The sequence below is a fragment of the Paenibacillus sp. UNC496MF genome (genome assembly GCF_900113915.1).
Lineage (GTDB): Bacteria > Bacillota > Bacilli > Paenibacillales > Paenibacillaceae > Paenibacillus_Z > Paenibacillus_Z artemisiicola.
Genome location: NZ_FORE01000019.1, coordinates 108176 through 120966, shown reverse-complemented (window position 1 = coordinate 120966; position 12791 = coordinate 108176). Strand labels below are relative to the sequence as shown.

Annotated in this window: 13 protein-coding genes; all 13 read left to right on the top strand. The window is 41.7% G+C overall.

Features of this window, described 5'->3' with window-relative positions:
• Positions 1-525 precede the first annotated feature (525 nt).
• Complete coding sequence (locus BMZ79_RS29570) at positions 526-1098, top strand: hypothetical protein (RefSeq protein ID WP_090647744.1); 573 nt, start codon at positions 526-528, stop codon at positions 1096-1098.
• A 16-nt stretch (positions 1099-1114) separates the two neighbouring features.
• Entirely contained in the window at positions 1115-2023 is a 909-nt protein-coding gene (locus BMZ79_RS29565; RefSeq protein WP_090647741.1) for a replication-relaxation family protein, read from the top strand.
• Between the two features lie 606 nt (positions 2024-2629).
• Positions 2630-4213 (top strand): CpaE/TadZ family protein, encoded by a 1584-nt coding sequence (locus BMZ79_RS29555; RefSeq protein ID WP_143089157.1) that lies wholly within the window; start codon positions 2630-2632, stop codon positions 4211-4213.
• 16 nt (positions 4214-4229) lie between these two features.
• Positions 4230-5135 (top strand): hypothetical protein, encoded by a 906-nt coding sequence (locus tag BMZ79_RS29550; RefSeq protein WP_090647733.1) that lies wholly within the window; start codon positions 4230-4232, stop codon positions 5133-5135.
• A 14-nt stretch (positions 5136-5149) separates the two neighbouring features.
• Positions 5150-6397: a CpaE/TadZ family protein gene (locus BMZ79_RS29545; protein WP_090647730.1), complete on the top strand. Its 1248-nt coding sequence runs from the start codon at positions 5150-5152 to the stop codon at positions 6395-6397.
• A gap of 11 nt (positions 6398-6408) precedes the next feature.
• Positions 6409-7824: an ATPase, T2SS/T4P/T4SS family gene (locus tag BMZ79_RS29540; protein WP_090647728.1), complete on the top strand. Its 1416-nt coding sequence runs from the start codon at positions 6409-6411 to the stop codon at positions 7822-7824.
• A complete protein-coding gene (locus BMZ79_RS29535; protein ID WP_090647725.1) occupies positions 7815-8741 on the top strand; it encodes a type II secretion system F family protein in 927 nt (308 codons plus the stop codon). The genes BMZ79_RS29540 and BMZ79_RS29535 overlap by 10 nt, the downstream gene beginning before the upstream one ends.
• A 15-nt stretch (positions 8742-8756) precedes the next feature.
• The gene (locus tag BMZ79_RS29530) at positions 8757-9620 is read left to right on the top strand and encodes a hypothetical protein (protein ID WP_090647723.1); all 864 of its coding nucleotides are present in this window, start codon (positions 8757-8759) and stop codon (positions 9618-9620) included.
• 11 nt (positions 9621-9631) lie between these two features.
• Positions 9632-9778: a hypothetical protein gene (locus BMZ79_RS34570; protein WP_177222411.1), complete on the top strand. Its 147-nt coding sequence runs from the start codon at positions 9632-9634 to the stop codon at positions 9776-9778.
• Positions 9779-9792: 14 nt separating this feature from the next.
• On the top strand, positions 9793-9981 hold the full coding sequence (locus tag BMZ79_RS29525; RefSeq protein WP_090647720.1) for a hypothetical protein: 189 nt from the start codon (positions 9793-9795) through the stop codon (positions 9979-9981).
• A 229-nt stretch (positions 9982-10210) separates the two neighbouring features.
• Positions 10211-10672 carry a hypothetical protein gene (locus tag BMZ79_RS29520; protein WP_143089156.1) on the top strand — a complete coding sequence of 154 codons (462 nt, stop codon included), beginning with the start codon at positions 10211-10213 and terminating at the stop codon, positions 10670-10672.
• On the top strand, positions 10669-11292 hold the full coding sequence (locus BMZ79_RS29515) for a hypothetical protein (RefSeq protein WP_090647715.1): 624 nt from the start codon (positions 10669-10671) through the stop codon (positions 11290-11292). Before BMZ79_RS29520 ends, BMZ79_RS29515 begins: the two co-directional genes overlap by 4 nt.
• 225 nt (positions 11293-11517) lie before the next feature.
• Positions 11518-12474, top strand: coding sequence for a copper amine oxidase N-terminal domain-containing protein (locus tag BMZ79_RS29510; RefSeq protein ID WP_090647712.1), 957 nt, complete (start codon positions 11518-11520; stop codon positions 12472-12474).
• Positions 12475-12791: the final 317 nt, after the last annotated feature.

The following is a 12791-nucleotide window of genomic DNA, read 5'->3' as shown; positions in this document are numbered from 1 at the left end:
TAGGTGTGTCTAAGAATGATTCAAAAGGTTTATCAGAACTATATAGCCACCTAGAAGAGGAAATGGGATGCTTCATGCAAAATAAATTAATTTTAGCTCATTTAGTTTGATCAAGTAATGGACGCTACGAGCTTTTACGATGACTCGGTTATCATCTGTTTGAAACAAATTTGGCGATATTAATTTCAATTATGACCGACTAAGAAATCTTATATTGAAGATAGAACCACAGGAGTTGCCACTTGATAGAATTAAAGCATGGAAAAGCAGCAAGACAGCGGGGCACTTGACACGGATAAAATAGTCCTTCTCAATCCCATTGTCGTATAGTAGTATATTAGTATATATATTAGTTTATTATTCAATATGATACTGACAAAGATGGGGAATGAGTCTGAAATGGGACATGAAACGTTGAACTTAATTCAAGGGCTAAATTCCGTTCTGACTCACCCAGGCTTCAATGCCACAGCCGTTGCAAAGTCGGTTCGAAACTATCTCATTTAGACGTGAGGAGGCAAGTAGATGAATGGACCATTACTAACCAGCCCAATGCAAGAATATAGAACGTCTGCCCGTCGGAAAATGCTCCATCAAGGCATGGTTATTGGTATTGAGAATCACTCACCATTTGGGAAGAATATGCAATGTGCAGTTGTAGAACTGAATTATGGACTTAAAGGGTTAATTTACGAGGATCAATTCGATCGCAGGAAGTACAGCTCACTCGTTGGTTTTCTTGGCCACAAAATTGACTTCATGGTTCTTGATGTCACAAAGCTAGGACAGGATGACACGAAGGTTAATGTGTTTGATGAAGAGAAAGGAATTGTACTTCTTTCTCGTGTACAAGCAATTGATGAACTGCAAGAGGAATTCTGGTCTACAGCTGAGTTGAATCACATTGTTACCGGTGAAGTTGGGATTTTCATTAAGCTCGCACCGGGGATTGAATCACTTGCTTGGTTTCCGCCAGCAAATAAAATGCCTAAAGACGGAATTCTCGTGGGAAAGAGAGTGTCGGTACGTATTAAAAATATAAATGCTGACAAGCGCAGAATTGGGTCCAAAATTGTAGATTTTCCTTACGAGATCTAACGAAAGGTGAAAGCTGATGGACATTAATGTTTCGCCAATCATAAGCCCGCACAGCAATGCAGCGGTTCCTGAACAGCCAGCATGGGATGACCCTTATGCATTCATTACAAACCAGAGTAAGCTGCCAAAACACGAATATTATTATATTGTCGAAAAAATCGAAAGAAACTGGATAACAGAACGTGATATTGAGCTTGTCCGATTTGTATTCGTACATCGCTGGCTTGTACTGAAGCAAATTGAACGCTTGTTTTTTCCTGATGTAGATAGGGGGAAATCTGTTCGTGATCGGATTAACCGTCTTATCAAATACGGATTACTACGAAAAACCCAGTGGAGCAGCTACTCGTTGCCAGAGAAGAATAGACCAAGCATTTATGAACTAGGAGATAGCGGTGCAGATATACTTAAATATAAATATGGCATAATGGTTGGACAGCGAGATCCGCGTAACCCAAAAACAACCACCATGATATATCGAATGCGTTATGTTATCACGAATGAACTATACATCCAGTTAAAAGAACTATTTGAGCTTGTTCATTTTGAATTCCATCCTTCATTAAAACGAAAGGAAGCCCATGTAATTCCAACCGCTCGGTTTGTCCTACGTAATCCGAAAGGCAAAGAAATGCCGTTTTATCTTCTGTGTCAGCGAGAAGATGAGAAGTGGTTAAAAACAATACGTTTTCAAGCCAGATTCTTTAAGGAGTACTTTACCAGTGAGGAGAGAGACACAACAATCGTTGTTTTGGTATCCTCTGATGAAAGAGCTTTGCTTGTAAGCAAAATTGCTGAGCAGGAGGATCTAAAGGGTCGAATTTGGTTTGTAACCGATAAAGACTTGCTCGATGAAACTGTTGATTTACGAAATGGATTTTTTGTCTTCAATGAGAACCAGAAGATTTATTACGATTTGCGATGATGGAAGGGAGGAGTGCCGCCAGCGTGCTTCATACGATGAAACTGCAACTTCTAACTGATGTACATCAGCATGATACACTTACCAATGTAATGTCCCGTTTCAACCTAGTGTGTAATCACATCAGCGAGATAGGGTTCCGAACAAGGACACATCGAAGTAAAGTCAGACTTTCGAAGCAATGCTATTACGACATTCGAGAAGAATATTCGATGCCTTCTCAGATGGTAGTTCGCGCCATAGGAAAGGTTGTCGATTCGTACAAATCGGGATTCAATGCAGTAATGAGGTTCGGAGATCTTACATCAGTCGTTTATGATTCTCGATCACTTGCTTTTAAATGGATGAACCACGTTTCTATAGCTACTTTTGAAAAACGTATTGAAGTTCCGTTTCGTGTAGTCGAATACAGGCAAGGTTCTTTTGAGCGACTTGGTAGCGGACTCGCGGATCTTATTTTACAGGATAATAAATTCTATTTACTCTTAGTAGTAAATCTTCCTGTCGAGACCTCCACTCCGGGCGGCAAAAGAAAAGAGGAGAACAGAATCCTATAGTAACATATTAGTATATTAATTAATATATGAGTGTATGCGGGCAGGTGAAATCATGAGCCATCGTTTATTTCTTGTTTATGATGATACTGATTTTGAAGAATGGGTTATCGAGGAGCTTGCTGAATACGGAAGAGTGATACGGAGTATAGAGTCGTTGGACTTCTTTATTCCTCAATGGAGCTCACTCGATTCACCAGCGGATGTTATTATCATTCCCGAAACAGTTGTTCATTCCGATAAATCTTTTCAAAGAATATATCGATCTGTTCGTCATGAATCTCCGGGAACAGTATTCCTATTTATTCATTACAGAACCAAGGATGATTTAATTTTGCTGCTTGAGGCAGAAGGTAACGTCTGCATAAGTTTTGATGAATTAGACGCCGACTTGCTTGAAGCGAGTTTACTAGGATTAACAGTAGATCATATACCTAGGAAGCATTTACTCCAGGTTCCGCACATTTCAGAAATTCCAACCATGTTCGTTGAGGACGATGATTCTATCGGTGCTGAGGAGGTTGAAGCTCAGCCGAGCCTCCAGAAAAATGACGAAGATGCTCCGCTTCCAGTAGCAGAAACGAATGAACCCTGGAGTATAGACCGAGAAAATGATGTAATTTCAGAAAATAGCTTAATAGCAAATGATAACCGTCTTGTTGAGGAACCTATAGATTCTCTTGTAAAGCCCCAACAAGCGAAAACCAAAAAAAAGAATAGTACAGCAGAAGAGCAGAAAGTAAAGCTGCAGAAAATCAAAGAACGCATCATTATTGAAGAGAGAATTGTTAGGGTTCATGTACCTGTGCATTTTAATTCCATCTTAATTTCTGTTCTTAGCTTGTACCCTCGAGCTGGTGCAACTTTCGTTACCTCCAACTTCGCAAGAATGCTTGGAGAAAACAAGGTGCCAGTTGCGGTATTTGAACCAGTATTATCGAGTATTGGTTCAACCTACTTCGAGCTTTTGCACGGCGATATGAATGCTCCAAAAGAATGGAAGTCCTGGGCGGAGCAAATTCAGAAGAATGGATACATATCAAACGACAAATCGTGGCTCTCCCAAGGCGTTAATTGGATCCCAGCCAATGTACGACCAACTGAGAATTGGACAGACGAACAAACGATGAAGCTCTTAATAGCAGCAAAGCGATTTCCTGTTGCACTCTGTGATATCTCATCACATTACCAAGAGCCACGCTGCAAACAGATTTTGAGCATGTCAGATGAAATTTGGATAGTCACAGATGGGGATCCTGTGCAATTAAATCACCGTCTTCAACATATCGACGAACTAAGAATTGAATACCCTGGAAAACCCATGAAAGTAATCGGCAACAAATGGACCCGCTACATTAAGCAAAGCGAATGGAGGGAAGCAGTAATGTTGCCGACTCTTTCGCTGATTCCGGATCTCGGTAGTACTGTGATTAAACTGGCATGGGATGGGAAACTTGCGTGGGATGACTTCAAACTCAAAAGCACGCTATTCTCACCGTTTAAGCCGATGGCAAGAGCAGTAATGGCTAAGGAAATATATGCATTACTGAAACAACATCATGGCTTAAAGGCGAAGCTGAAGGGGATCTTCTCTCAATTGAAGACGCCCGAAGATGAAGCCTTGCAGACAATTGAATAACTGAAAGGAGTAGGTTATGAATCGGAAATGGATCTCCGGCGCAATTGGCCTGTTGATTGTAGTAGGGTGTTCAATCGGGTTTTGGAAATACATGAATAGTATCGAGACCGATGTAACGACGATGCAAACATGGAAGCCGGTAAAAATGATACAACAAGGCCAACTTATTACATTAAGCATGATACGTGAAGTGTCGATACCGACAGTTCAACATATGGATAACGCGATCGTCGAGCAGAGTCAGATTATCGGAAAAAGAGCTTTAATACCAATCGGGGAGACTGAGGAATTCCTTTTGTGGAAGATCGGAGAGGACAAGCTTTACCCTTCCGGAGAAGACGAATATATCGGCTTCAATATTGATTTTGTTGGTGCGGTAAATAACATGGTGCGTCGTGGGGATAAAGTGGTGGCATGGGTGGAGTATGCGCAGCCAAAGGTGTTAGATGTTAGTGGTCATGAAATAAGCGAGGCTCAGCAGCAAGCTGTCCTATCTGTGGAGCCTTCGGCTGTGTTCACCAAAGTTTACACAAAGCAATTATTAAACGATCTTACCGTAGCTTATGTAAAAGATACAGAAGGCAATGAAATAATCGATGCAGACTTAGGTGGTCCAATATCGCTCCCAGGTAGTGCTGCACACCGTGACGAGGCAAGCGCGGATCATTATCGTCAGACCGCGACGGGAGTACCCGCGTATATTACATTTATCATGTCACCGGAAGAGTATCAAACCTTTGCGGCCGGAACAAAAGAGGGGACGATCCGGTTAGGTCTTCCCAATACATTGAGTTCATTTGGTACAATTACCAGCTTGCAAAGTGAAGCAAAGGAACCGTTGGTAGAGCAGACGACAAAAGACTCCTCTACTACTGGAAACTTTACGAATTCCACTCTTCCTTCAAATCAGGAGAGTCATTAAGGAGGAGTTTCAAGGTGAAGATTACGATTGCAACAACAAAGCCTGCATTGTCTGAATCCATTGGTGAAGTCATTTTGAAAAGTGATGAAGCGGTCTTCGCTTTCAACGAACAGGAATTAATGAAAGCACTTAACAAGTCAGGAAACGATCTTGATTTTCTGTTTGTTCAAGAGGATATTTTCCGTTCAAAATATCCCTGGGAATGGATGAGCTTAATAAAAATGTCCGTGAATGCAAAAACACGAATTGTTGTATTAATTGCTGAGACAACAGATTCGCTGTATAAGGAGATCATTAAACGCCTTAGCATCGACCTCTGTATTTCCCTCCTACCAAACGGGCTGACAGCAAAAGAAATCGCAGATGAGGTGAGCAATCGACTTTATAGCCATGGAACAAAGCAACCTGGACATACAGATAGCAGTGGACGCCTAATAACCATAATGGCCGCCTCCCCTAAGGACGGTGCTACAACGATCGCAATTTCTACCTCCATTTGTGCAGCACAGAGAATGCCGGAAAAGAAGGTCCTTCTTGTAGATTTTAATCTCAAGAGTCCCGAAGTAAGGGACCATCTTAACCTTCAATCTGATAAAGGTTATCAAATGATCCAAGCGGATTGTGGATCGGGGACGCTCGAACAGACATCTCTCCTTAAGGTGTGCGATCAGCTCAAAAATGTGTCAAATCTATATATTCTCACCGGTATTCAACGTCGCGAATGGGCTGAAAAAATTACAATCGAGGAAATTAGTCACTTCTTGTTCATTGCGAAAAAGACGTTTGATTTGATAATCACAGACGTACACACGTTTCCTGATCAGGCAGCGACCTTGAAATGTATTAAAGAAGCCGATGACCGTCTAATTGTGGTACAGCCAATCGTAACGAGTTATCAATCATCCTGGAATGATTGGTACAACAGCGTTTGGCAGCACTATGGCCTAAAGGAATCGGATTTCCACTTAGTCGTCAATCGAGACAATAAAAATGCGTTGGACGGATTCGGAATTGAGAAAGCAGTGGGGGCTAAGATCGTCACCCGAGTCCAGAACGTTGAAAAGGGTGCAGGCATTAAGGCAATTAATTATGGTCAACCCCTTTATCTTAACTCGGATAATGATGTTGCTGGATTTAGAGAAAATGTTCTTCAATTAACAGCATGGATTGCAAAAAAAGCGAAGATTGAACTCCTGCCGTTACATACCGACAGTAAATCAGCGCTAAGAGGTAAACGAAAACTATTCAAACTATTTGGATAGGAGGGAAGACCATGATTGATGTATCAACATTGCCGCACCGTCCACAGCGAAATAATTTCAGCATAGTTGAGCACCTTCAAAAGGAAAAAGAAGATAAGAGAAAAACAGCCTCCATACGAGGTTATCAGCATCGAACGCTCGAGGAAGTTGTGAAGATTGTGCAGGATCAATTGAAGAAAACAGATGGAACGGCGGAAGAGCAGGACGAACACAAGGAAATGATTCATCAAGCCGGCCTCGGCAATCCAATTGCGCAAGAGCGCGTGAAATCGATTATAAAGCAGATCATCTATGATCATATGCTTTATGCTTCGCTTGGCGAGCTACAAGAACGAATGAGTTTACCAGAAGCGGTCTTTGCCCTCACGGTTGGCGCTGGCTACATTGAGGACTTATATAAGGGAAAAGAGATCGAAGAAGTCCAAGTAAACGGAACTGACATATACATCATGCGAGATGGAGTATCAGTTAAGTTTCCACGGGTGTTTAACAACATGGATCAGGTTATTCGTCTTCAGGAAAGGCTTGCACTGTACGGCCGAGCTCGTATCAACGAGCAGCATCCAATCTGTCATACCTATATGTTCAATAAAGCACGGCTTACAATGACGCAGTCTCCGTATTCAGCCTTCCCGACAATTGCAATTCGGAATTTCATCCTTCGGGATCCAGAGTTGCATTCTACGTTGGTTGAGCGCGGTACGCTGAATACGGCTATGGCAATGCTGCTTTCCCTGTTTGTAAAATATCATGCATCTATTATCGTAGCTGGGGGAACTAAAACCGGTAAAACGACTACATTGTACGCACTTGCCAAGGAAATACCAGTCCTTGAACGTGTGCTCTCCCTGGAAACAGAAATGGAGATGCGGTTAGATGAGCGTCTTCCAGGCCGTAACATTGTGCCATTTCAAGCGGTTCCTGAACTAGGAATATCAATGGAGGATGCATTTTTACCGCTTCTTCGTTTAAGTCCAGATCGCATAATCATTGGCGAAGTTCGAGGTCCTGAGGCCTCTCAAGCTGTACAGGCTGCATTACGCGGACATGATACCATGGTGTCCCTTCACTCAAAATATCGGAGCATGATTATCACGGACATCATGGACATGGTTAAGCAGGATGGGCGAACACATGATGACAACCTTCTCAAGAACCGCATTGGCCGTGCATTCAACATTGTCATTTATCAGCGATTTGTCAAAGTGAATGAACGAAAAAATCTTCGCGTGATGACAGAAATCACAGAGGTCGTACCCACCGAAAACGGAGATATAATCATGCGCCCATTATATGAATGGAAAGCAGAAAAAAACGATTGGGTAAGGACGGAACACAAAATTAGTCAGGAACTGATGGAGCACATGATGAGCTATGGTGCATCGGCTGAGGAGTTCACGGCATTAGGGTTATACGGATGCAACTGATTAATTTCGCATTTCTGGCCGCTTATATCATTGGCGTCATATTTATTGTTGAACCAATTGTCGGCAGGCTAATGGTCGGATTTCTTGTCATGAAGCGAAGCCGATTTTACCAAAAGCGTAAGAGTAATGGGCGATATCATACTAAGGAAGGCCATGCATTACGAAATCATCCGGTCATGATGAAGCTTAACGATTACCTGAGCGTGGCAGAGGTTTCAATACCTGCAACCTACATTTTGGCCTTATGTTTACTCATCACGATTTTTGTCTTCATCATAAGCTTTAAAATGATGCCGGCGCCTGGATACGACATCATCATTGCCTTATTATTTGGTACCGTTCCACTTCTTTGGTGCTGGTCACGATTTCAGAAGAAGACGATAGCGATGGCATCTGTCATGATTCCCACCGTACAAAACTTTATTGGCTATTTTACTGAAGCTGAGAACTTAGAAAGTGCTATCTACAAGGCAGCACGTACAATACCATTCGAAATTTCCAGTGAGTGGAATCGCCTTATTATGGATTTGCAGACTGGAGAAAGGCCAGAAAAAGCACTGATTCAGTTTGCTGACCGTGTTGGGAACGATTGGGCTCATTATTTCGCGGACATCATCATTACACACGTAGATACCGGGGTCAACATTACTCCCTCGCTGTTTAAGTTGATTGGTGAAATGCAAAACTCCGAATACAACGAGGAAAAACGGTTGACCTTATTGACGGCCTACAAGTATGGAACCTTTATTATGATTGGCTTAGCAGCATTTGTTGTTTACTTCAATATAAGAATGGATCCGGAGAATTACGATTTTTACTTTCACACGTCAACCGGGGTTAACATCATCACGTTGTCTGTCTTCGTTCTCTTCATATCGTTCATAGGAGCGATGTACATGGGACGAAAAAAATTATGAGCAGGTGAGTAATGAATGGTATCTGTGCTTATTGGCGTTGGCTTTTCCGTAGGCGTAGGTTTAATTGTGTATTCGATGTTGTTTTCCGTCAAGTTAAAGAGAAGGCTTAGGATTCCTTCTACGAGGATTAAAAGGAGGCAACTCTTTCAAGAAAAGTACGCGGCTGCTGTAACTCGAGAAAATGTCAGAAAATCTAATTATAAAGTCGCACGAAGATTAAAAACCGCCGGTAATCCGTTCGGGATGCAAGTGTTTCATTACAATATGCTACGTCTTGCATTGCCGCTGGTAACCATCCTATTAATGTTCGTGCTAAGAAATAGTTTGAATGGGTATGTGACCAACTTCCCCATCATTCCCTTTATCGTTATCGTTTTGCTCTCCTATGCGACGCCCCCTATCTTTCTAGTCATGTTTGCTCGACAGCGCCGAGAGGTATTAGCAGAAGAAATTGTTAAGTTCTCACATCGCTTAATTGTTTGCGTGACTGATAAAATTCCCCTTTATTATGCAATACGTCGGGCGGGGAGGACCTGCAAGGTCCTCAAGCCTTATGTAGACGAGATGCTCATTGATTGGATGAACAATCCAAGAGCTGCCATTAACCAGTTTGGAGAACAGATTGGCATCAATGAAGTCCTTCCATTGACCAATACATTATTGGCTAGCTGGAACGCGCCAGAGGATAAAATCATCAACTTATTTCACCAACAAATTCGCAATATTGATACCATGCGAGATTTTCAAGTGAAAAAGAAAATTGAAGCCTCGCCTTTGCGTGTAACCTTTGTCATTTTGATACCTTTCTTAGTAACGGGCATTCTCTGTCTGTTGCCTTGGTATATGAGTTTCCAAGCGACTATTCAGCAAATATTTTAAGGGGGGATCCAGTGGATAAAATCATTACAATCATCGTTGTGTGCATTATTGTTATTGGGCTTACATTCTGGGTTTTCAACAATCCAAATGGAATAGGGCCTGGGCTCGATCAAGGTGGAAGGAATGTCAAAGACAAGATTATAGAAGCGACAAAATAAGGAGGTTTTTGCTGATGATTGATAAGGCAATTGGAATTTTTATTATTGTGGTGATCGGAATTGGACTTCTTTTTTGGGCTTTCAATAACCCGAATGGTCTAGGCAGCAGTGTCGATAGCGGGGCTTCTAAGGTTCATTCAAAAGTTGCCACCTTTGATTATAGCGGTGGAACGGCTCCTGGAGCCGGTCACACGGCGCCGTAATTAAGAGATGGACAAGCCTGTAATAATTATCATTACTGCGGTCATCATTATCGGAATATGCACATGGATGTTTTTAGGCCCTAGCGGTATGAACAATACCATAAAGAATGGCTATGAGAATTTAAAAACTGAGACGCGTTCTTATGGATATAAGCCGGGTCCATAAAACAAAGAGGGAGAGCGAAAGCTTTCCCTCTCCATAATTAATTGGGAAGTAGCGGGTGAGAACATGATTGCAAGGCTGCTAGCTGGTCCTATTAAGAACGAAAAGGGGATTTCAGATCTAATTGTGCTTCTTATTGTCCTACCGATTTTCTTTGCAATGACGGTCATGATGGTTACCTTATTTACGTTTAAAATGAGACAGGCCAAACTGGACGATATCAAGGACCGGGCCCTTCAAATGGTTGAAACAGCTGGGTACTTGACACCTGCCATAGAAGACGATATTCGAACTAAAATGGCTAGTTTAGGCTACGATGCAGTAACTAAAAGTGGAACCAATTTTCCAACTTTCGCTGGTAGCACGATGAATAAAGTACGTAAGAACGATGCAGATCCGACAGTTAAACTTGTAATTCAATATCCCGCTTCAGATTTGGCGAAATTAATGGTCTTCTTCGGAGTAGCCTCGACGGAGGATCCAGGATACTTCTATCTTGAAGGCTATGGAAGAAGTGAACAAAAATGAAACCACTGAAAATTTTGGGTAACGAACGAGGCGGGGTTTCAATAATGATTTTCTCTATTCTTGCTTTGCTTTTTTCTGTAATTGTCATGGTGTACTGCCTTGATTATATATTGCTGTACAGTACGCAAAATAAACTAAAAAACGACTTAAATGCTGCGGTCCATGCTGGATCGTTATCAATTAACGAAGTTGAACTTGCAGAGGGCAATTTTAAACTGGATACAACCACTCCAGGGATTAGCGCCCAGGACATGTTCTACAAATACCTTCGTTTAAATATGGGACTAGACCTTAACAATATTGCAGTTACTGGCAGTAAATTAAAGCAGGGGACACCGGTTCATGTGGATGAGCTAATCTATATTGATAATGAAACTGGGACGCTACTTAACTTAGGAACAAAGCCGACTACATGTTCATACTCCCTCGTAGCTTCGCGCACAACATGTGCGGTGACTTTAAACAGTGGGAGCTCTACAGAAATAACACGATTCATTGATGAGACAATCGTGGGTCCATCTATCGTAGCTGTTGTCGATACGATACATGAGGGTATTGGTTCGCTTTCCGATGAACCGTTATTACTACCGGCTGTACAGGAAGTATACTTTACTAAGTAAAGGTAGAATAGGCGTATTCAATTGTGGTATATAATCTAATTAATAAACTAATATACAATAATTATTTCGATGAATACCCATACGTACTCAAGTATTAACTTTTGAACGCCCGTCATCGAGAGGAGAGTGGCAGCAATATGATCTCGCCATCTTGGATCATTTTACTAACTTCATGTGGTGACCGATATTAATAGTACTTATTACTTAACTTTTTGGGGGAAAACGATGATGAATAAGAAGAGCTTAACAGGAGCGATTATTGCCACGGTGATGGCATCAAGTATCTTTAACGTTGGATTTGCCGCGGCTGCAGGGACGCCGGTTATGCGGCCGACCAATATGCCTATTAAGGTTTTATATAACGCGCGACAGATTGCTACGGACGTTCAACCAGTTAACGTCAATGGAACTGTTCTTGTCCCAATCCGGTTTGTCTCCGACAAGCTTGGGGGCAAGTTGACGCTGACCGGCAAAAAGATCAGCATCGTGAAGGGAAGCAGTAAGTTGGAACTAACGATGGGCTCTTCTTCGGCAACGATAAATGGAAAAGCAATTCCTCTACCCGTATCGGTTCGTGTGTCTTCCGGAAGGACATTGGTTCCTTTACGTGTTGTGAGTGAAGGCTTAAATGTCTCGGTTCAGTGGGATAGCGTTCTTCGTTTCGTTTGGATTGGAAGCAAGTCAGTCCCGAAAATTGAAGATATTGCAAAGCCGGTCGATATTAAGCCCTTCCTTCCTTTCTATAAAGGTAAGGAATATCTTGCTGAGGTTTATGAGGAAGTTCCTTATAAGAAAATTTCTGTTCTAACGGTTAATGACTTTCCTTTCACTCTTGGTATAAGAACGTTCTATAGGATCGATTTGGCATACGACACCAATAGATCACTTTTCATCCAAACCACTTCATTAGATAATTCGGCAATGGGATTTAGCTATTACTATTTAATAAACAATTCTCTTCCTCGTTTTCGGCCAGAGGCAAGATATCTACGTTCATCTCCCGAATCAGGAATTCGAAAAAAGTTTCATCCAATAATTTCACAGGCAGATAAAATTAATGATCAAATTCAGAACTATAATGAACTAACAATCAAAGACATCTCCTACCTTGGTTTAAGTGGAGACTTCCGGATAAAAGATGATGAAACTTCCGCTATCATTATCAAGAATCCTTGGAGGTAACTAGTTTGAGGGCTAGATATAAGAACAATTACCCAGCTATTCTTCTATTGGTTTGTCTGATCGTTTCAATATTTTCATGGATGCAATATCTTGAGATTGCAAAAGCCGCTACAGGTAATTCTAACATTACACCTGTTAAAGAACTTGATTCCTTAACCGGTCAACCACTTCCCTCAAATAAGCGATATGCCGTTGCATTTGTTTATTATGATATTTGGTCCGATTCATCAGGACAATGGACCACACATAAACCGGGGGAGTCGAATGTCTCTATTACTTCTCCGTATACATTCACGTTCCCAGGAAGAACCGTGAAG